The organism is Clostridium sp. AT4 (genome assembly GCF_001517625.2).
Lineage (GTDB): Bacteria > Bacillota > Clostridia > Lachnospirales > Lachnospiraceae > Enterocloster.
The window spans coordinates 362862-383838 of record NZ_LN999828.1 but is presented as its reverse complement, the minus strand read 5'-3'; the positions used below and the strand labels follow the sequence as shown (position 1 = coordinate 383838).

Below are 20977 nucleotides of genomic sequence, written 5' to 3'. Positions count from 1 at the left end.
GTCCATTATTGAGTTTTTTTATCGTCAAGCATTTAATTTTTTGCATATAAAAAGGACTAAGTCCTTTAAAGCCATAGCTTTTAGGATTTAGCCCTTTTTGAGATATAAGGAAAGGGAAGCCAAAACAATGCTTCATATATTCCTGCACATCTTTCCTTGTAACAACCAGCGTTGTGAAGTAGAATTACTTGTGGTTCTCTATTTTCCTGCATTGGCAATCGCTGCCTGAGCTGCTGCCAGTCTTGCGATTGGAACGCGGAATGGTGAGCAGGATACATAATCCAGACCAATCTTGTGGCAGAATTCTACAGAAGTAGGATCGCCGCCATGCTCGCCGCAGATACCTACATGCATATCAGGACGGGTGCTCTTGCCTAACTTGATCGCCATTTCCATCAGTTTTCCTACGCCGGTCTGATCCAGTCTTGCGAATGGGTCGTTCTCAAAGATCTTTGTATCATAGTAAGCATTTAAGAACTTGCCTGCATCATCACGGGAGAAGCCGTAGGTCATCTGTGTCAGGTCATTGGTACCAAAGCAGAAGAACTCAGCTTCCTTTGCGATCTCGTCAGCTGTCAGAGCTGCTCTTGGGATCTCGATCATGGTACCTACTTCATACTTTAAGTCAATGTCGGATGCTGCGATCTCAGCATCAGCTGTCTCAACAACTACCTTCTTAACAAACTTTAACTCTTTGATATCGCAGATCAGAGGGATCATGATCTCCGGGCAAACGTTCCAGTCAGCGTGAGCCTTCTTTACGTTGATTGCTGCACGGATGACAGCCTTTGTCTGCATCTTTGCGATTTCAGGATAGGTAACAGCCAGACGACAGCCGCGATGTCCCATCATCGGGTTGAACTCATGGAGAGAATCACAGATTGCCTTGATGGTCTCAACGCTCTTGCCCTGTGCTTCTGCCAGCTTCTTGATATCCTCTTCCTCGGTAGGAACAAACTCATGCAGAGGCGGATCCAGGAAACGGATGGTAACAGGATTGCCCTCTAAAGCCTCGTAAAGCTTCTCAAAGTCTCCCTGCTGCTCAGGAAGGATCTTCTCTAAGGCTGCTTCTCTCTCTTCTACTGTCTCGGAGCAGATCATCTCGCGGAATGCGTCGATACGGTTGCCCTCGAAGAACATATGCTCCGTACGGCAAAGGCCGATACCCTCTGCGCCCAGTTCTCTTGCCTTTGCAGCGTCTCTTGGAGTATCTGCATTGGTGCGGACTCTCAGTCTTCTATATTTGTCAGCCCATGCCATGATGCGGCCGAACTCGCCTGCGATGGTAGCATCTACCGTAGGAATAATGCCGTCATAGATCTTACCGGTAGAACCGTCGATAGACAGCCAGTCGCCCTCATGGTACTCTTTTCCGGCCAGAACGAACTTCTTGTTTGCCTCGTCCATGATAATCTCGGAACAGCCGGATACACAGCAGGTACCCATACCGCGGGCAACTACAGCTGCGTGGCTGGTCATACCGCCGCGGACTGTCAGGATACCCTGAGAAGCCTTCATTCCTTCGATATCTTCAGGAGATGTCTCAAGACGTACTAATACGACCTTTTCGCCTCTTTCCTTCCACTCTTTTGCATCCTCAGCAGTAAATACAATCTTGCCGCAGGCAGCGCCTGGGGATGCAGCCAGAGCCTTTGCAACCGGCTCAGCCTTCTTTAATGCCTCTGCATCAAACTGTGGGTGAAGCAGGGTATCCAGATTACGGGGATCGATCATCTGAACTGCCTTCTTCTCATCGATCATGCCCTCATCTACCAGATCACAGGCAATCTTTAAAGCAGCCTTAGCTGTTCTCTTTCCGTTTCTGGTCTGCAGCATATAAAGCTTCTTATCCTCAATGGTGAACTCCATATCCTGCATATCTCTGTAATGATCCTCCAGAGTATGGCAGATGCCTACGAACTGCTCATAAACCTCCGGCATAACTTCCTTTAACTGGTCAATCTTCTGAGGGGTACGGACACCTGCAACTACGTCCTCACCCTGAGCATTCATTAAGAACTCGCCCATCAGGTGCTTCTCGCCGGTAGCTGGGTCACGGGTAAATGCAACGCCTGTACCAGAAGTCTCGCCCATGTTTCCGAATGCCATCATCTGTACGTTTACAGCAGTACCCCAGGAATAAGGGATATCATTATCGCGGCGGTATACGTTTGCTCTTGGGTTATCCCAGGAACGGAATACAGCCTTGATGGCCTCCATCAGCTGCTCCTTAGGATCGGTTGGGAAATCCTTTCCGATCTTTTCTTTATATTCAGCCTTGAACTGATTTGCCAGCTCGTGAAGATCCTCAGCGGTCAGCTCCACGTCCTGGGTTACTCCCTTCTCAGCCTTCATCTTATCGATCAACTCTTCAAAATACTTCTTTCCAACTTCCATAACAACGTCGGAAAACATCTGGATGAATCTTCTGTAGCAGTCCCATGCCCAGCGCGGATTACCGGACTTTGCAGCCAGAACCTCTACTACTTCCTCATTCAGACCCAGGTTTAAGATGGTATCCATCATACCCGGCATGGAAGCTCTTGCACCGGAACGAACGGAAACCAACAGAGGATTCTCCTTATCGCCGAACTTCTTGCCGGTGATCTCCTCCATCTTTCCAATATGCTCCATGATCTGGCCCATGATCTCGTCATTGATCTTTCTGCCATCTTCATAATACTGGGTGCAGGCCTCTGTTGTAATCGTAAATCCCTGTGGTACAGGTAATCCCAGATTTGTCATCTCCGCAAGGTTAGCGCCCTTACCACCTAACAGGTTTCTCATGGTCGCATTGCCTTCGCTGAATAAATAAACCCACTTTGTAGCCATAAGTTTCTTCCTCCTCATTCTGGCAGATTCCCTCAGGACTCTGCCGCTCTTTAACCGGACATACCGGGAAATTTCCTGTGCCCGCCTATCAGACGGAATCAATGGTTCTCCTTATCCGTCCACCTCGTTTATTATATCACAAAGATTGGGGGAGTAAAGTCCTTTACCGACAAAATTTTGAAAAAATTTGGTTATTTTACAGCAAAATTTACTGTAAGCGTTTTCATTTTCTGTCATTTTCGTATATTCATTTATTGTTCGTATATGCGAACAAATATTTTATAGTAACTATTAACAAAAAAATGTGCCATTCCTTTCTGCATATGAAAAATCCCCCGCACAAGCGGAGGATTTTCCCTATACCTTAAACCGATACCCAACTCCCCAGATGGTCTCAATGTACTGAGGCTTGGCTGTATTAAATTCAATTTTTTCCCGGATCTTCTTAATATGCACTGTAACGGTGGCAATATCGCCGATGGATTCCATATCCCAGATTTTGCTGAACAGTTCCTCCTTTGTAAATACATGGTTGGGATTCTGGGCTAAAAAGGTTAACAGATCAAATTCCTTGGTTGTAAAGGTCTTTTCCTCTCCTGCCACCCATACTCTGCGGGCTGTTTTGTCGATCTTTAAACCGCGGATTTCAATAATCTCATTGGCGGGCTGGCCGCTTCCGATCAGACGCTCATAGCGGGCCATGTGGGCTTTCACTCTGGCAACCATCTCGCTGGGACTGAACGGCTTTGTAATATAATCATCTGCTCCAAGGCCCAGACCGCGGATTTTGTCAATGTCCTCCTTTTTGGCAGAAACCATAATAATAGGGGTATTTTTAATCTCCCTTACCCTGCGGCAGATCTCAAATCCGTCCGTTCCCGGAAGCATCAGATCCAGGATCAGGAGATCGTAGTCTTCCTTTAAAGCACGGTCCAGACCATCGGTTCCGTTATTTTCGATCTCAACCTCAAAGCCGGACAGCTCCAGATAATCCTTTTCCAGCTCTGCGATGCTTTCTTCATCCTCTACAATCAGTATTTTGCTCATTCCTGCATAACCTCCTGATATTTTCTTAATACAAAATGGATCTCCGTTCCGATGCCTTCCTTGCTGGTGGCCCAGATGCGTCCTCCGTGATCCTCAATGATCTTGCGTACAATGGACAGTCCGATCCCGCTGCCGCCCTGAGAAGAGTTTCGTGAGGAATCTGTACGGTAAAAACGGTCAAATATGTTGGGAAGATCCTTTGCCGCAATGCCTTTTCCATTGTCCTCAATCTCAATCTGGATAAAGTCTCCCACATCCTTGATCCTAATATTGATGATCCCTTTTTTCTTGTCCAGATATTTGACGGAATTGCTGATAATGTTATTGATCACACGCTTCATCTGCTCTGCATCTGCAATGACCATCACATCCTCATCCGCATAATTGAAATATCCCAGCTCAATGCCCCTTGCTTCCATATCCAGACCCACCTCTTCCAGACAGTCCTTAAAATACTGGGATACATTGATCTTTGCAAAGGTATAAGGAATCTTATTTGTGTCAATCTTGGAGTAAAAGGTCAGCTCATCGATCAGTCGGTCCATATCATTGGCTTTATTATAAATCGTGCGGATATATCTGTCCAGCTTCTCAGGTGAGGAAGCAACCCCGTCCAGAATCCCTTCTACATACCCCTTAATGGCTGTAATGGGAGTCTTAAGATCATGGGAAATATTACTGATCAGCTCCTTGCTTTCCTTATCATACTGAAGCTTTTCCTCTGCATTTTCCTTTAAACGGATCCGCATTTCTTCAAAATCCTGGCAAAGCTGGCCTATCTCATCATCTGCATCTACATCCAGGGTAAACTCCAGATTGCCGTCCCGGATCTGCTTGGTAGCCTCCTGAAGCTTGTTTAATGGACTTAAAATCGAATGGTATACCCAGACCGTAAGGGCAAACCCCGCTACCACCAGAATCGCCACGCCCAAAAACAACATTTCCCGAAACATGGACTTTACTTCAGGAAGCAGATCGTCTACATTGGAAACAATAAACACACTTCCCTCGGCACCGTCCGAAAACTGAAAATCCATCTGCTTGATCAGATGCTGACTCTCGCCGTCCAGATAGATCCCACCTTCCATGCGTCCCTTCATCACATCAAAATCCGGAAGCTGAGCGCAGAGAGACGCATCCTGCGGTTCTCCGTTCGCCCCGTAATAAATGATCGTATCCTCACGGCGGACAATCAGATAGGCATACTGTTCATTTAATTTTGCATTCACTTTATCCAGATATGCCGGATCCTTGTAATTATCCGGGTTTTCATCCAACACCTTTCGGATATCTTTCTGCGACTGTCTGGTCAAACGGTTAAATACCTGAAGGGAATTGCCGTTTAACAGTTCAATCTGCTCTGTAAGACCATATGCTTCTTTAAAGGACTTTTCCTGATAATCGCTGAGGGCGATCACAGAAAGGTAGATCATAAGCATCGGAAAAACGGTTATGATAATAAATGCTACCGCAAGCCGTGTCCTTATCTTCACCTTTTCATCCTCCTTCCACTGCCCTCGGCGCAGCACGCAGACAGGCAATTTACATATAGTTTAAGTATACCATACTTATGGCGGGGCGTTTATAAAATCATTCTAAACTTTTCTACGCGCCGCTTGGAAAAGGCATATGAAAAAAGCACCCGGAAATACCGCTTTTAACGGTTTCCCAGATGCTGTTTTCTTTCATTTTACATATTCCCTAGAAACGGAACTTATCCTCAAAGTAAGCCTTCAACTCAGCAATCGGTACGCGTACCTGCTCCATGGTGTCGCGGTCGCGGACAGTAACTGCCTGATCGTTCTCAGAATCAAAATCATATGTTACACAGAACGGAGTACCGATCTCATCCTGTCTTCTGTAGCGCTTTCCAATATTTCCTCTGTCATCAAACTCACAGTTATAGTATTTTGAAAGCTCTGCAAATACCTTCTCAGCGCCCTCGTTAAGCTTCTTGGAAAGAGGCAGAACACCAATCTTTACAGGAGCCAGCGCCGGATGGAAATGAAGAACAGTTCTCACATCGCCCTCTCCGATCTCTTCCTCATCATAAGCAGCACATAAGAATGCCAGTGTAACACGGTCTGCACCCAGTGAAGGCTCGATTACATAAGGAATGTATTTTTCCTTGCTCTCGTCATCAAAGTATGCCATATCCTGTCCGGATACATTCTGATGCTGGGTCAGGTCATAATCGGTTCTGTCTGCAATACCCCACAGCTCACCCCAGCCAAAGGGGAATAAGAACTCAAGGTCTGTGGTAGCCTTGCTGTAGAAGCACAGTTCCTCCGGTGAGTGATCTCTTGCACGCATCTCCTCCGGCTTGATGCCAAGGGTCTGAAGCCAGTCAATACAGAACTGCTTCCAGTATGCAAACCACTCCAGATCGGTGCCCGGCTTGCAGAAAAATTCAAGCTCCATCTGCTCAAACTCTCTGGTACGGAAGGTAAAGTTTCCGGGAGTGATCTCATTTCTGAAGGACTTTCCAACCTGTCCGATACCGAAGGGAACTTTCTTTCTGGAGGTTCTCTGAACATTCTTAAAGTTTACGAAAATACCCTGTGCAGTCTCGGGTCTTAAGTATACGGTATTCTTAGCATCCTCAGTTACGCCCTGGAAGGTCTTAAACATCAGGTTGAACTGACGGATATCTGTAAAATCGTGAGCGCCGCAGCTTGGACAGCAGATGTGCTTATCCTCAATATACTGCTTCATCTCTTCCTGAGACCAGCCGTCTACAGAGCCTTCGATCTCGATACCGTGCTCATCATTATAATCCTCAATCAGCTTGTCTGCGCGGAAACGCTCCTTACACTGTTTACAGTCCATCAATGGATCAGAAAATCCGCCCAGATGGCCGCTGGCTACCCATGTCTGGGAATTCATCAGAATCGCACAGTCCACTCCTACGTTGTATGGGCTTTCCTGAACAAACTTCTGCCACCAGGCTTTCTTTACATTGTTTTTAAGCTCAACACCCAGATTGCCGTAATCCCAGGTATTTGCAAGACCGCCGTAGATCTCAGAACCAGGGTATACAAAACCTCTGTTCTTGGCAAGAGCTACGATTTTTTCCATTGTCTTTTCCATGATCCATGTCCTCTCTTTTTATATACTTACTGTCAGCAAGCCCCTTTCAGGGCATCACTCCAATATAATGCAGCTTACTCCCTCAGACGCGGTTTCCACTGTATGAACATCCCGAAGGGTACAGCCCTCACTTATATAGCGGATCTTTTTTTCCGCGGAAATGACCCCCTGGCCCGAAACACGAACCGCAAGACCTGTTTCCTTTAAAATTTCCTGCTGATCTGCCGCTTTTCCCTCTGTATCCAGATAAGAAGTCTGTTCTTTCAAAGCCAGGGACGCAGGACTGCCTATATCAATCGAATCAAAGGGCATCCCCTCATCTCCTATGTCCTGTGAAAACTCCACCAGCCGGGAAGGGGTATCGTATTCCGTCACCAGAACTGCCCTTCCATCCTTCATACTCACTGTATCAAGAGCAACCGGAAGCTTTTCTGCCCCCTTCTCATTTTCAAAGGCTGGCTCTTCGCCCTGAGACTGGTTAAACTGGCTGATTCTCTCTCCGGCAAAGGCTTTTAACTCCTCTTCTTTGTAATCGCCTTCCCCGAAGCTTTCGACAGAAGCCCAGGAAACGCTTCCATCGCCGGCTACATAAAGGGTATTTTCCGTAAAGGCTTCCCAGCTCCCTTTGGATCTGGCACAGCCGGCAAAAAAGACGGTGCAGGCTGCAAGAAGCAGGATTCCTCTTATGCTTTTCTTCATATTTCTTCCTTTCTTCCAGGCTTCTCCTGCATCCGCGGGAGCAATATACCGCTTATTATATCTTCTGATGCGTATAATTTCAAGCCTTATCGGCAAGTATTTGTTGTGGTCGCCAATGGCCATAGGTTGTTTCTATAGGTAAAACCAAAACATTTCCATCTGTTCTACCTGGTCATCAGTTCCAGAATTTCCAGAGAACGGAAGTTGTGGCGGATGAAGGTGGTTCTGGCGTTTTCTACCTGGTGCTCGAATTCGGCCTGGACTTCGGGTTTTAGTACGAAGGTATAGAGGCTTCCTACAGGGGAATAAATGACATATTGCCAGGCGTAGGTACAGGACTCGGATACCTTTCCCTGGGGATTTTCTGTGTATTCTCCGTTTATAACCATGACTTTCAGCTCAAAGATCCGCCGGATCAGGCGGTTTGGAAGGGACGGATTTAAAAGGGCCTTTAATGTCTGGTAAACCAGTGTTAAAAGTTCGGTTCCGTCCATGTTTTCCTGAGCCAGATAGGAGGCCATTTCCAGAAAATAAGCTCCGTAACAGGCCCCCTCCATATCTGCAGAAAGCTCGTCAAAATAGCATACCGGCTGGGCGCTCTGAAGGGTATAGGCGCTGCGGCCCTCAAAGACGTTAAAAGTGCCGAACACAAAGGGTCTGGTAACTGCCATCAGGGCGCTTCCCGGCCTTCTTGCTCCGTGAGCAAAGGCTGTGATCTTCCCCCGTTCTCTGGTCAAAAGCACCACTCTCCGGTCTGCTTCCCCAAAGGATGCAGCCAAAAGCACCATGCCCGTGAGGCTAACTGCTTCTCTCACCCTGCTCGCTCCCCTTATACGTCTTTTTTGTCATAGCCGTAATTTTTCATATACAGCTCACTGTCTCTCCATTCCTTGCGTACCTTTACCCACAGCTGCAGATTGACCTGCATCTCCAGCATATTTTCAATTTCCCTGCGGGCATTGGTGCCGATGCGCTTTAACATAGAGCCGCCCTTTCCGATAATGATTCCCTTGTGGGACTCGCGTTCGCAGACAATGCTGGCTTCAATGTCCATGATGCCGTTTTTCCTTTCGCGCATCTTTTCGATAGTAACTGCTATCCCGTGGGGAATCTCATCATCCAGAAGGCGAAGCGCTTTTTCTCTGATAAGCTCTGCCGCAATCTGGCGCATGGGCTGATCCGTAACTGTGTCCTCATCATAAAACATGGGGCCGCAGGGCAGATATTTAAAAAGAAGCTCCAGCAAAAGATCGGTATTTTTTTCCTTCAGTGCGGAAAGAGGCACAATTTCTGCAAACTTGCACACATCCTTGTAGGCATCTATAAATGTTAAAATTTCTTCCTGCTTTTTTAAGGTATCAATTTTGTTGATCACCAGAATCACCGGTGTTTTCACATTGGAAAGCTGCTCTGCAATGTGGCGTTCCCCGGCCCCGATAAAGGTGGTGGGTTCCACCAGCCAGAGGATCACATCCACTTCCTTTAAGGTGTGCTCTGCCACATCTACCATATATTCGCCCAGCTTGTTTTTCGCCTTGTGGATTCCCGGAGTATCCAGGAAAATGATCTGGCCTCTTTCATCTGTATACACCGTCTGGATCCTGTTTCTGGTGGTCTGGGGCTTATCAGAGGTAATGGCGATCTTCTGGCCGATCAGATGATTCATCAGCGTAGATTTTCCTACGTTGGGACGGCCGATCAGTGTGACAAAGCCTGATTTCTTCTGTACATTTTCTTCCATCATTTCTGCTCCTGCTCATTTAGTGGTAAAGATGCTTTATTTCGTTAAAGAGTTCCTGTTCATTCACAATCTGCTGGTCATTTCCAATGGCACAGAGAGCGCCTGTGTTTAACACAGACTCTAACAGTCCGGCCAGTGCCCGGATATCCTCCTGGGTCACATTCAGAACCTGATCCCGCTCTCTCTGGATCATCTCGTCCGTAACGCCGGAAAGCCATGCTCCCAGGTTTCTGGCTCCTTTTGCCGCAGGATTTAAGGGAGCATCCAGCTCACTGAAGGCGCCGATAACGTATTTTGTCATATCTCTGTCGTCAATGGAAAAGGTTCTCAAATACTCCGGGATTCCCTCATAAACCCGGTTTGTCTCGCCCAGCTTGGGATCCCGGTAAGATACTAACATTGTTTCCCCATTTCGCCCAAAGCTGCTCATACAGCCGTAGGCTCCGCCTTTTACACGCAGGTTTACCCAGAGATATTCGTAATTTAAAATCACCTTTAATACCTTTAATGCGCCTGTATAAGCACTCTCTCCGAAGGTGCCGCAGCAGGCCACATAGTTGACCTGCGATGCAGTCCGAAAGCCTTCATTTTTAAGCTCTGGCTTAAATTCATAGGGGTAACGGATCCCATTCCCTTCCGGAAGAACCGCCTTAAAGGCAGCCAGAGCAGCCGGAAGCCTGCCATAGCCCTCTTCATCCGCCGTGTAGCTTACGGTCATATTGGAAGCAGTAAAGAGCGTTTTTGCAACTTCCATAAGCTTTTTCCCCAGTTTGAGACGATATCCCTCTTCCTTGCTGCAGCGCTCTGTAATTTTCTCCAAAAACTGATAAAAGCCAATACCGCCGGTGCGGTCATAGAAAGAAGACAGGGGCGAATAATAGGAAGCAGCTCTCATGGCAGCGGAGCTGTGAGAACTGTTCTCCAGACGCATTCTGGCTCTGGACATAGTCTCATCTAAAATCTCTCCCAGACGTTTTTCGTCTGTAAGCTTAGAGCGCAGGAGGATCTCTTCCAGCATCTCAAAAGCAAAATCCAGCTTTTCATAGAGCACCTTTACGCTGGCTGTAAAGGTACCGGTAAAGTTTCCAGGCTCTCCCATTTTCTGGCTGCCGCCTACGGAAAAATCCAGGCCGCCGCTGTTTAAATAAATCTCGCTGGTAAGATCGCTGTAGCTGTAATGCTCCGTATCCACATAGCCCAGCACGGACTTTAAAAGAGCTCCGTAGGGAATATCCTCATCCGGCAGGACAGAAAAGTCAAAGAGCACCTTCAGGTAGCCGATCCCAGAGGTAAATAACGGGCTGTGGATGACAGGAATCCCGCTCTCCTCCTTTACCTCATAAGAAAAGCCTTCTGCCTTTTTCTCAATATCGGATCTCTGGAGCATGGGAATCTTTTCCAGATCCTCCTGAGAGGACGGCTCCTCCTGATATGCCTTTAATTCCTTTGTCTTTCGGACAATCTCGCTCCTCTCTTCTTCTGAAAGGGAATTCCTGTAAGCCTTAAGCCGCTCTGCCAGAGCCTCATCCTCTCTGGCGGTCTGATCTGTACAGGGGCTTACGATCACAAAAGCCTCATGGGGATTGTCCAGAAGATATCCGCGGATCAGATTCTCAAAATATCCTTCGGATACTGCCTTCTTTAAAAAGTCAAAGGTCTTCTGATACTGGAGATGGAGCATAGGATCTCCGTCATAAAGCCAGCTGTCCATAGACCAGAGACCGTACATAAGTCCCTTGGGCGCAGAGCCGTAATCTGCTTCCCTGTAGCGGAATTCGTAGTAGTTTAAGCCTGCAAGAAGGCTCTTTCTGTCAATGCCCTGATCTGCCAGACGGCGCAGGGTTCCCTTAACCACAGCAAGAAATTCCCCCTTCTGCTCCCGCTCTGCATTTTTGGCGATTACGGAAAAGCAGGGCTGAAGGATCCCGTTGTCGTAGCCTCCCAGAATATCCTGACCAATATGGGCGTCAATAAGCGCCTGCTTTAAGGGTGCTCCCGGAGCATCGATCAGCGCATATTCCAAAATCTGGAAAGCCACATAAAGCTCCGGATCCAGATCCGTTCCCACTACGGTATTTAAAGACAGATAGGTTCGCCCCTTTGTCCCTTCTTCCGCTGTTACAGAGTAGGTAGTTTCCCTCTCAATGGGCTCCTTAAAGGGCTCCTGCATGGGAATCCGGGAATCCAGGGTAAAATCTGTCCTGTCATATTGGGATAAATACGCTCTGTCCAGCCACTCTAATTTTTCAGCCATATCCATATCTCCATAAAGGTAGATAAAGCTGTTGGCCGGATGATAGTAATTTTTATGGAAGGCAATAAACTGCTCATAGGTCAGATCCGGAATACAGGCGGGATCGCCGCCGGATTCATGGCGGTATGGGGTATCCGGAAAGAGAACCGCCTTTGTATACCGGTCCAGCACGCTTTCCGGTGAGGAAAAAGCGCCCTTCATTTCATTGTAAACCACACCATTGATGATTAAGGGGCTGTCCGTCTCCTCCATCTCATAGTGCCAGCCCTCCTGTAAAAAAATCTTCGGTTCACGGTAAATGGAAGGATGGAGCACGCCGTCTAAATACACATCCATCAGGTTCTGAAAATCCCTGTCATTGCAGCTGGCGACCGGATAAACCGTCTTATCCGGATAGGTCATTGCATTTAAAAATGTGTTTAAAGAACCCTTTACCAGCTCTACAAAGGGATCTTTTACGGGAAACTTCTCAGACCCCTCCAAAACACTGTGTTCCAGAATATGGGGAAGTCCTGTGCTGTCCTGGGGCGGGGTGCGGAATCCAATGGAAAATACTTTATTGTCATCCTCACAGCTCATTAAAAAAATCCTGGCTCCGCTCTTTTTATGCTCCAGCACCATTCCATATGAGTTCATCTCCTCAACAGGTCTTTCATCTACAAGACGGTACTGTGAAAGCTCTTTTACGCGGTCTAACATTTTTTTGTCAATCATTTCAGTCCTCCTTTAAGCAGTCATTCTATCCTACATATTTCCCATAAGCCGGTCTTTTATAATCGACGCACATTCCCTAACGCACAGATGGATAAAAAGCACAGGATCCGACTGGGCGCTGATGCCATAAACATGCTCAAAGCCCCATTTGCGGGCAATCATCCTGGCTCTGAATACATGGAAATTGCTGGTGAGAACACCGATTTCCACAGGCTTGTCATCTACCATAAGGTAAGGTTCCCTGCGTTTTTTCTCCTGCTGCTCCCGTTCCAGACGCAGCCGTTCCCGATGGCCTTCGATCACAAGTCTGCTGTAGGCAATATTTTCCACCGTACTGGCAGACCGATCCTCAAGGAGCAGCTGCTCTGGACGGACACCGTTATAGACCAGATATTTGTACATGGCCTGAGCCTCGCTTATGGGTTCATCCGCTCCCTTTCCCCCTGAAAGCACCAGATAGGTTTCCGGATTTTTCTGGGCATAGTCAATGGCCTTATCCAGCCGTTTTTTCAGTGAATTGCTCACCGTATGTTCCTTTACCTTAGCTCCCAGAACGATCACATAATCAAGTCCGGGTTCTTCCTCGGAAGCGACGCCCAAAAACACCAGAGTACATATCATTGCCATGACGGTCACTCCCATCACACAGGTGGTAACGATACTCACAGGCACCCACTTGGGAATGTCAAACATATGACGGCTGTAATACCATTTTCCATAAACAAGAAATACGCAAAGAGCCGCAAAAAACAGCCATATAAAGGCAAAAGAAGTGCCGATTCCCCCATAGATCACAATGATCACAAAGTAAACCGCACACAATGCTGCCAGGATCAGCAGGATACCATCCACCAAACTTACCGCCTCCTGTCTTTTACTGCTCCGCTTTCTTTCTCAGTATATCATACACATCTGCCGGCGCATCCAGCTCCACCCACAAGATCTGCTTGGGATGGGGAGCGCTCTCCTGAGCATTGCCCTCTTCATCGCAGATACTCTTTACAAGGGCCTGTACGTTTCGTCCATCGGGCTTCATGATCTCAATGGTTTCTCCCACAGAGAACTTATTCTTCTGCTCGATTCTGAACCGGCAGCCTTCGGACTCCTCTACCGTTCCCAGATAGGTGTAATTTTTTACATAGGTATTGCTGTCGTAAATCTGCGCATCTGCTCCCGGCTTTCCAAAATAAAAGCCTGTGGTAAACTCTCTGTAGGTACATTTTCCAATTTCTTCCTTATACCACTCCATATTCTGCTCATAGAGGGCAGGATCCTTTTTATAATCATCAATGGCTTTTCGATAGGTTCTTGCCACCGTTGCCACATAAAGAGCTGTCTTCATACGGCCTTCGATCTTAAAGCTGTCAACTCCCGCATCGATCAGCTCCGGAATATGCTCGATCATGCACAGATCTCTGGAATTAAAGATATAGGTGCCGCGCTCATTTTCATAAACAGGCATATATTCTCCCGGTCTGGTCTCCTCTACGATCGAATATTTCCAACGGCATGGATGGGTGCAGGCCCCCTGGTTGGCGTCCCGTCCGGTAAAGAAATTGCTCAAAAGGCATCTTCCGGAATAAGAAATGCACATAGCTCCGTGGATAAAGCTCTCGATCTCCATATCCTCCGGAATATGGGCCCGGATCTCCTTAATCTCCTCTAAGGACAGCTCTCTTGCAGAAACTACCCGTTTCGCTCCCAGCTGATGCCAGAATAAATAGGTGCCGTAATTGGTATTATTCGCCTGAGTGCTCACATGGAGCTCCATCTGGGGAAGAACTCTCTTTGCAATGGCAAAGATGCCGGGATCTGAAATGATCAGGGCATCCGGCCCCACTTCTTTTAATTCTTCAAAATAAGCCTCTACCCCCGGCAGATCGTCATTGTGCGCCAGAATATTGGCAGTCACATAGACTTTGACCCCGCGCTCATGGGCAAAGGCAATTCCCTCTTTCATTTCTTCTTTGGAAAAATTGTGCGCTTTAGCTCTGAGGCCAAAGACCTCTCCGCCGATGTATACGGCATCTGCTCCGTAAACCACAGCAGTCTTTAATACGTCCAGACTGCCTGCCGGTATCAGCAGCTCTGTTTCTCTCATATCGTTCTCCTATCTAACCTTTGTACTGACTGTCACTCCGTCTCCAATGGGAATCACGGAGGTTTCCAGTTCCTCTGTGTGCTTTAACTCATACAGGTACTCTCTCATGCGGCTGTGGATGGTGCGGTTTCTGCGCTCCACGGCAAACCGTGACTGGATGATATCGCCGTCCTGAAGCACATTGTCGGAAATGAGCACCGCGCCTTTGGGCATAAGATCAAGCACCATGGGAAGCCAGTTTAGATACTGCCCCTTGGCTGCATCCATAAACACAAGATCAAACTGACAGCCTTTTTTTGCCAGCTCCTTCAGATGCACGTCTGCATCGCCCTCTAAAAGTGTGATCCGTCCGCTTTCTCCTGCCCGATGAAAATTCTCTCTGGCGATGGGAAGGCGTTTCTCATACTTTTCAATGGTAGTAATGCGGCAGTGCTCCGGCATCACCCGGCACATCTGCAAAGCAGAATACCCGACGGCCGTGCCGATCTCCAGTATGGCCGACGGCTTAAGGGCTGCCGTCATGGTTCTTAAAAAAGCTGCCGTCTCCTTTCTGATGATAGGCACAAACTGATCCAGAGCCTCTTTTTCTATTTCATCCAAAACCGGTCCCTGACTGGTTTCCAGGGACTGGATATAGTCTGTGATTCTGTCATTTACAACCATGTCTTATTCCTCTACCTCTTCGATCCAGCCGCCGGATTCCTCTTCCTCCATATAGATATCCTCTCCGTCCAGCTCTGCCTGAACCGCTCTGGTCTTCCTGTTCTCTGAGGAATCTGCATCTTTTGAGAGATCCGCCTCCCCGCTCACCGTGCGGGCTTCGGGGGACGCTTCGCTTTCCTCCTCAGGTTTTACATTCAGCTCTCTTAAAATCTCCTTGGAAGTCATGGAGGTGTTAAGCGTATAGATCCCGGGATAAATGTCCTGGTAATCATAGAAAATACTCTGAAACCAGAATGCGAAATCATTCGTGATCAGTCCCTTTTTCTTTAGTTCTCCCGCGGCCTCTTTTGCTGTCTCTCCCTCTTTTATCTCGACCGTGATTTCTCTCCCCGGAGCCACCTCTGCCGCTTCTGCATAAAAAATCTCATGGCCAAAGGCAAATCCCCGGACTACGGCCTCGTATAAAAGCAGGATAAGAAGAGCCAGCACCATAAGCCTAATGGAAATGGTGATAATGGCTGTGGTTATTCGATTGATCTCCCTTGTCCGTCTGCTCATGGCCTGTCACTCCTCCTGCTGTATATCAAAGGCTATACTTCCATAATAATCGGAAGAATCATGGGATTGCGCTTCATGCGCTTCCATAAAAACTCGCTTAAGCTGTCCTTGATGATATTCTTGATCTTGCCCCAGTCGCTTACATGGCGGTCTAAGCAGTCCTCTACTGCGCTCGCCACGATATTGTGGGCCTCCTCTAAAAGATCCTCAGACTCCCGTACATAGACAAAGCCTCTGGATACGATATCCGGCCCCGAAAGCAGCTGGTTGGAATGTTTCTCCAGCGTAAGCACTACCACGATAATACCATTCTGAGCCAGATTCTGACGGTCACGCAGGACAATATTTCCCACATCGCCTACACCCAGACCGTCTACCAGAATACCGCCTGCTGTCACATGGTCGATCACCTGACAGCTGTCCTCATCCAGAGCCACTACATCGCCTGAATTAACCAGGATCGCGTTATCCTTGGCAACGCCCATATACTCTGCCAGTTCCTTCTGCGCAACCCTGTGACGGAACTCGCCGTGTACGGGAATGGCAAACTTGGGATGTACCAGAGAGTAGATCAGCTTTAAATCCTCCTGGCATGCATGGCCGGATACATGAGTATCCTGACAGATCACCTTGGCTCCCTTGGTGGAAAGCTCATTGATCACATTTGCCACTGCTTTTTCATTTCCCGGAATAGGGCTGGAACTTAATACAACCACATCTCCCGGCATAATGGACACCTTCTTATGGATGCTGGCTGCCATGCGGGACAGAGCGGCCATGGACTCGCCCTGGCTTCCTGTGGTGATCAGCACGGTGGACTCAGGCGGATAGTTTTTCAGCTGGTCAATGTCAATGAGCGTTCCGTCGGGAATATTGATATATCCCAGCTCACTGGCAATATCAATGATCGTTACCATGCTGCGGCCTTCCACTACTACCTTTCTGCCATATTTATAAGCCGTATTTACTACCTGCTGCACACGGTCTACATTGGAAGCAAAGGTAGCCACGATAATGCGGTGATTCGTATGCTCTGCGAAAATCGCATCAAAGGTCTTTCCCACGCTGCGCTCGGACATGGTAAAGCCGGGACGGGTGGCATTGGTACTGTCTGCCATCATGGCAAGGACGCCCTTCTTTCCCAGCTCTGCAAAGCGCTGCAGGTCAATGGGATCGCCAAATACAGGCGTATAATCAATCTTAAAGTCGCCGGTGTGGAGCACAATGCCGACCGGTGAGAAAATCGCCAGAGCAGACGCATCCTGAATACTGTGGTTTGTCTTTATAAATTCCACCCGGAAGCAGCCCAGATTCACAGACTGGCCATGCTTCATCACACGGCGCCTGGTGGTCTTTAACAGATTGTGCTCTTTTAACTTGTGTTCAATGAGCGCAATGGTCAGCTTGGTTCCGTAAACCGGCACGTTTACCTGCTGTAAAATATAAGGAAGAGCACCGATATGGTCCTCATGTCCATGGGTGATCACAAAGCCCTTTACACGGTCAATATTCTGTTTTAAATAGGTCACATCCGGGATTACCAGATCGATTCCCAGCATATCATCCCCCGGGAAGGCAAGTCCGCAGTCTACTACGATAATAGAATCCTCATATTCAAAGGCTGTAATATTCATGCCGATCTGCTCTAAGCCGCCTAAGGGGATCACCTTTAACTTGCCTTTTCCGTCCTTTTTTGTTCCCCGTGTGCTGCGCTTTGCAGGAAGAGCTGCCGCTGTCTCATCTGTATTTCTTAAAGGAGCCGGAACCTGTCTTCTGCCGGTACCCTGTCCCTGTCTGGGAGCCGGAGTGCGGCGTCTGGGAGCCCGTCTGTTCTGTTCCTTCTTTTCTGCGGCCTCCGGTGCGCCTTCTGTCTGTACCGTACTTTCCGCTCCCTCAGCCTTCCTTCCTTCTTCAGATGTATTTTTCGGTCTCGCCGTTCTTCTCTGAACCGGCCGGCGGTTCTGAGGGCGTCTTTTTACCGGCGCACTGTTTTCTGAACCGGCTTCTCCTGTATGCCCTGCTGGTTCAGGCGTATTATTTTCCTGCTCGATTCCATTTTCTTTTTCTTCTAAACTCAAACTGATTCCTCCAATCTTTCTTCCTTATTTTTACTTTTCAATTTCCACATCTGCATCAGACAAAAGGGCTTCAAAAATCCCCATTACACTGTCAAGTTCTCTGTCGTCTTCCACAAACTCATAAACCGCATCCGGCTCCTGTTCTCCGGATACATCCTTTAAAATATAACATTCTCCATCCTCATCCTCAGGGGCGTCTGTGACAAGAAGGTAATCCTTCCCATGGATCCTGGTCTCCTCCAGTACGGAAAACACCACCTCGTCTCCATCCTCTGTCACCATGGTAATGCAGTCTGTTCTTTCTTCCATCTTATTCTCCGCTCTCCGGCATATCACCGGCTGTTTCTTCCTTTTTCTGTTCCATCGCCATGCGGTCTAAATATCCCTGTAAGATCATGGCAGCTGCGATCTGATCCACAGATTCCTTTCTGTGCTCTCTGCGCACGCCGCTTTCCATCAGCACGCGCTCTGCAGCCACTGTGGTAAGACGTTCATCCCAAAGCACCACAGGAAGGCCTGTCCTGCGCTCTAAGGCTTCTTTTAATTCCTCGGATTTTTTAGCCCGGTCTCCCAGCGTATTGTTCATATTCTTAGGATAACCAAGAACGATCCGTTCTACCCCGTACTCTAAAGCCAGAGCTTCAATTCTGGCCAGGGTCTGGCGCAGCTTATTCTCATCCTTGCGGGTGATCGTTTCCACGGTCTGGGCTGTGATACCTAAAGGATCGCAGACTGCTACTCCCACAGTCTTAGAGCCGTAATCAAGACCCATGATTCTCATATTCAATTCCTCCACATCTATACGGCAGCTGCCGGATTCCGGCTTTGGCAGCCGCCATTTTTAAGCAGGAGCGGACTTAAAAAGCGTCCTCCTCTGCTTTATTTCCATATACAATACAACGTCCATCAGGCTCCCCATTTTAGAAGACCTCAATGGACGTTGCAGCAGGAAAATGACCGTTTCATATTCCTGTATTATACTGTACCGTCATCAAACAAAGAGACCGTTCCCAGTCTCCTGACGGTATTTTATCCGAAGCAGCAAAGTGCTGCCTGTATCCGCCTGCAGCCACAGTCTGACCGGCACTGTTATTTCAGACGGGCATCAATGTAAACAGCCATCAGCTCTTCCAGGATCTCATCTCTTTCCACCTTCATGATCAGGCTTCTGGCGCCCTTATGACTGGTGATATAAGTGGGATCTCCGGACATAATATAACCCACGATTTGATTTACAGGGTTATAGCCCTTTTCCGTCAAGGCAATATACACCTGCTCCAGCACATCGCTCACTTCCATCTTTTTGTCCTGAACAGCCTGAAAATATTGTGTTTCTCTTATATTGCCCATATTATCACGTCCTTTAAGTATTCTTCTATATTCTACCCTATATTTCCCCATTCGGCAATAGAGTATTTTTGATTTGCCCTGTTTTTTGTTTAATTTATACAGTTATTTCCTGCAATTTTACCCGCAGAACCTCATCTGTTACAAAGCCTTCCGCCTGTACTTCAAAGATATTTCCTGCCATGCGGCTGCAGATTTCCCTGTCCGTTACAGGCAGGGCAGCCCTCACATACTGAGGCGTATAGCCGGTCAGATATTCCTTTCCGTCTATGACTGTAATCTCCTCAAACAGTACGGAAAGTACAGAATCCCCGTAATGCTTTCTGTATTCCTCAGACATCTTCGTTTCCAGAGAAAGGAGCACGTCGCTGCGCTCTGCCTTCACAGATTCAGGGATCTGATCCTTCATCACAGCTGCCTTTGTACCCTCTCTTCTGGAATATTTGAAAATATGCATCTCATAGAAATGGATCCGTTCCAGATACTCTTTTGTGAGAGCAAATTCTTCCTCCGTTTCCCCCGGAAAGCCCACGATTACATCGGTTGTAATGGCCGGATGGTCAAAGACCTCTCTTAACAGACGGCATCTGGCCTCATAATCCTCTGTGGTATAATGGCGGTTCATGCGTTTTAAGGTCTCATCACAGCCGCTCTGGAGAGACAGATGGAAATGAGGGCAGAACTTGGGAAGCTTTGCCAGCTCCTCTGCAAATTCTCTGGTAATGATCCTTGGCTCCAAAGATCCCAGACGGATGCGCTCCAGCCCCTCGATGGCGTGAACTTCCTTTATCAGCGCCAGCAGCTCCCTGTGGTTCCAGTCGCCATGGCTCACCGGATTTTCCTCCATGCGCTCAATGCCGTAGGAACTTAAGTGGATTCCCGTGAGGACCACTTCCTTATACCCTCCTGCTACCAGTCCTTTTACCTCCTCTGCCACATCCTCATGGCTGCGGCTGCGGACTCTTCCTCTGGCGTAGGGGATGATGCAGTAGCTGCAGAACTGGTTGCAGCCGTCCTGTACCTTGATAAAAGCCCTGGTATGGCCTCCCAGACGATCCAGATGAAGGCGCTCATACTCGTGGGTATGGGCAATATCCAGCACATACACCCTGTTTTCCTCATTTTTTTCTGCCAGACGGGCATCCAGAATATCTGCCAGCTCTGCTTTTCTGTTGTTTCCAATGATCAGATCCACACTGGCATCCTTTTTAAGCTCCTCTGAGGCCACCTGGACATAACATCCCGCTGCCACCACAAGTGCCTGAGGATTGAGCTTTTTTGCCCGGTGGAGCATCTGGCGTGATTTCCGGTCCGCGATATTGGTGACAGAGCAGGTATTGATAATATATACATCTGCCTTCTCATCAAAGGGGACAATTTCATAGCCCCTCTGTGCCAGCTGCTGCTGCATGGCCTCTGTCTCATAGGCATTTACCTTGCAGCCCAAATTGTGAAACGCCGCTTTCGGCATAACTTAATCTCCTTTCCTGCCGTTTAAACTTTTTACAGTTTGTTCCGGTTTTTTTCATACAAACTCACTATTGACTTTTATGAGTCTCTCCTTTAGTATAAAATCAGATTATACATACCGCAAGGAGGGTTCTTCAATATGAAAACTGTTCGTATTTCCTTAAATTCCATTGACAAGGTCAAATCCTTTGTAAATGACCTGGCAAAATTTGATGTTGACTTTGATCTTGTATCCGGAAGATATGTGATCGATGCAAAGTCCATCATGGGCATCTTCAGCCTGGATCTTTCCAAGCCCATCGACTTAAATATCCACGCTGAAAATAGTGTTGAGGACATCTTATCTACACTGGCTCCCTACATCATCGACTGATGAAACAGCG

At 47.8% G+C, this 20977-nt stretch carries 18 protein-coding genes; 1 reads left to right on the top strand and 17 read right to left on the bottom strand.

The annotated features are described in order from the left end of the window. Positions 1–198: 198 nt before the first annotated feature. The 17 genes from ppdK to mtaB form a co-directional block, all read right to left on the bottom strand. Complete coding sequence (gene ppdK / locus BN3656_RS08075) at positions 199–2832, bottom strand: pyruvate, phosphate dikinase (RefSeq protein WP_066546328.1); 2634 nt, start codon at positions 2830–2832, stop codon at positions 199–201. Positions 2833–3189: 357 nt separating this feature from the next. Then, positions 3190–3879, bottom strand: coding sequence for a response regulator transcription factor (locus BN3656_RS08070; protein WP_066546324.1), 690 nt, complete (start codon positions 3877–3879; stop codon positions 3190–3192). Continuing rightward, a complete protein-coding gene (locus BN3656_RS08065; protein WP_066546319.1) occupies positions 3876–5372 on the bottom strand; it encodes a sensor histidine kinase in 1497 nt (498 codons plus the stop codon). The genes BN3656_RS08070 and BN3656_RS08065 overlap by 4 nt, the downstream gene beginning before the upstream one ends. Before the next feature lie 208 nt (positions 5373–5580). Then, positions 5581–6969: a glycine--tRNA ligase gene (locus tag BN3656_RS08060; RefSeq protein ID WP_066546315.1), complete on the bottom strand. Its 1389-nt coding sequence runs from the start codon at positions 6967–6969 to the stop codon at positions 5581–5583. Positions 6970–7023: 54 nt separating this feature from the next. Beyond that, positions 7024–7668, bottom strand: a complete 645-nt coding sequence (locus BN3656_RS08055; protein ID WP_143331338.1) for a hypothetical protein — start codon at positions 7666–7668, stop codon at positions 7024–7026. 164 nt (positions 7669–7832) lie between these two features. Next, complete coding sequence (gene recO, locus BN3656_RS08050) at positions 7833–8483, bottom strand: DNA repair protein RecO (RefSeq protein ID WP_066546309.1); 651 nt, start codon at positions 8481–8483, stop codon at positions 7833–7835. 14 nt (positions 8484–8497) lie between these two features. Further along, the gene (gene era / locus BN3656_RS08045) at positions 8498–9409 is read right to left on the bottom strand and encodes a GTPase Era (protein ID WP_066546306.1); all 912 of its coding nucleotides are present in this window, start codon (positions 9407–9409) and stop codon (positions 8498–8500) included. Between the two features lie 19 nt (positions 9410–9428). Next, a complete protein-coding gene (locus tag BN3656_RS08040) occupies positions 9429–12377 on the bottom strand; it encodes an insulinase family protein (RefSeq protein WP_066546304.1) in 2949 nt (982 codons plus the stop codon). A 30-nt stretch (positions 12378–12407) separates the two neighbouring features. After that, positions 12408–13229 carry a YdcF family protein gene (locus BN3656_RS08035; protein ID WP_331467845.1) on the bottom strand — a complete coding sequence of 274 codons (822 nt, stop codon included), beginning with the start codon at positions 13227–13229 and terminating at the stop codon, positions 12408–12410. Between the two features lie 22 nt (positions 13230–13251). Then, the gene (locus BN3656_RS08030) at positions 13252–14478 is read right to left on the bottom strand and encodes a U32 family peptidase (RefSeq protein WP_066546297.1); all 1227 of its coding nucleotides are present in this window, start codon (positions 14476–14478) and stop codon (positions 13252–13254) included. A gap of 9 nt (positions 14479–14487) precedes the next feature. Continuing rightward, positions 14488–15141, bottom strand: coding sequence for an O-methyltransferase (locus BN3656_RS08025; protein WP_066546293.1), 654 nt, complete (start codon positions 15139–15141; stop codon positions 14488–14490). A gap of 3 nt (positions 15142–15144) precedes the next feature. Beyond that, entirely contained in the window at positions 15145–15699 is a 555-nt protein-coding gene (locus tag BN3656_RS08020) for an endolytic transglycosylase MltG (RefSeq protein WP_081422905.1), read from the bottom strand. Positions 15700–15731: 32 nt separating this feature from the next. Next, on the bottom strand, positions 15732–17366 hold the full coding sequence (locus tag BN3656_RS08015; protein WP_066550620.1) for a ribonuclease J: 1635 nt from the start codon (positions 17364–17366) through the stop codon (positions 15732–15734). 441 nt (positions 17367–17807) lie between these two features. Then, positions 17808–18086 (bottom strand): DUF1292 domain-containing protein, encoded by a 279-nt coding sequence (locus BN3656_RS08010; RefSeq protein WP_066546290.1) that lies wholly within the window; start codon positions 18084–18086, stop codon positions 17808–17810. A gap of 1 nt (position 18087) precedes the next feature. After that, a complete protein-coding gene (ruvX, locus tag BN3656_RS08005) occupies positions 18088–18558 on the bottom strand; it encodes a Holliday junction resolvase RuvX (RefSeq protein ID WP_066546287.1) in 471 nt (156 codons plus the stop codon). Between the two features lie 308 nt (positions 18559–18866). Next, entirely contained in the window at positions 18867–19127 is a 261-nt protein-coding gene (locus tag BN3656_RS08000; RefSeq protein WP_066546281.1) for an IreB family regulatory phosphoprotein, read from the bottom strand. 94 nt (positions 19128–19221) lie between these two features. Then, positions 19222–20595, bottom strand: a complete 1374-nt coding sequence (mtaB, locus tag BN3656_RS07995; RefSeq protein ID WP_066546279.1) for a tRNA (N(6)-L-threonylcarbamoyladenosine(37)-C(2))-methylthiotransferase MtaB — start codon at positions 20593–20595, stop codon at positions 19222–19224. 138 nt (positions 20596–20733) lie between these two features. Here mtaB and BN3656_RS07990 point away from each other — a divergent pair, with 138 nt between their 5' ends. Beyond that, entirely contained in the window at positions 20734–20967 is a 234-nt protein-coding gene (locus BN3656_RS07990) for an HPr family phosphocarrier protein (RefSeq protein ID WP_066546276.1), read from the top strand. Positions 20968–20977: the final 10 nt, after the last annotated feature.

Excerpts from the sequence above, each read along its gene's own strand:
- ppdK (WP_066546328.1), bottom strand. The coding sequence starts at position 2,832 with ATGGCTACAAAGTGGGTTTATTTATTCAGCGAAGGCAATGCGACCATG.
- BN3656_RS08070 (WP_066546324.1), bottom strand. The coding sequence starts at position 3,879 with ATGAGCAAAATACTGATTGTAGAGGATGAAGAAAGCATCGCAGAGCTG.
- BN3656_RS08060 (WP_066546315.1), bottom strand. The coding sequence starts at position 6,969 with ATGGAAAAGACAATGGAAAAAATCGTAGCTCTTGCCAAGAACAGAGGT.
- BN3656_RS08055 (WP_143331338.1), bottom strand. The coding sequence starts at position 7,668 with ATGAAGAAAAGCATAAGAGGAATCCTGCTTCTTGCAGCCTGCACCGTC.
- era (WP_066546306.1), bottom strand. The coding sequence starts at position 9,409 with ATGGAAGAAAATGTACAGAAGAAATCAGGCTTTGTCACACTGATCGGC.
- BN3656_RS08040 (WP_066546304.1), bottom strand. The coding sequence starts at position 12,377 with ATGATTGACAAAAAAATGTTAGACCGCGTAAAAGAGCTTTCACAGTAC.
- BN3656_RS08030 (WP_066546297.1), bottom strand. The coding sequence starts at position 14,478 with ATGAGAGAAACAGAGCTGCTGATACCGGCAGGCAGTCTGGACGTATTA.
- BN3656_RS08025 (WP_066546293.1), bottom strand. The coding sequence starts at position 15,141 with ATGGTTGTAAATGACAGAATCACAGACTATATCCAGTCCCTGGAAACC.
- BN3656_RS08020 (WP_081422905.1), bottom strand. The coding sequence starts at position 15,699 with ATGAGCAGACGGACAAGGGAGATCAATCGAATAACCACAGCCATTATC.
- BN3656_RS08010 (WP_066546290.1), bottom strand. The coding sequence starts at position 18,086 with ATGGAAGAAAGAACAGACTGCATTACCATGGTGACAGAGGATGGAGAC.
- ruvX (WP_066546287.1), bottom strand. The coding sequence starts at position 18,558 with ATGAGAATCATGGGTCTTGATTACGGCTCTAAGACTGTGGGAGTAGCA.
- BN3656_RS08000 (WP_066546281.1), bottom strand. The coding sequence starts at position 19,127 with ATGGGCAATATAAGAGAAACACAATATTTTCAGGCTGTTCAGGACAAA.
- mtaB (WP_066546279.1), bottom strand. The coding sequence starts at position 20,595 with ATGCCGAAAGCGGCGTTTCACAATTTGGGCTGCAAGGTAAATGCCTAT.
- BN3656_RS07990 (WP_066546276.1), top strand. The coding sequence starts at position 20,734 with ATGAAAACTGTTCGTATTTCCTTAAATTCCATTGACAAGGTCAAATCC.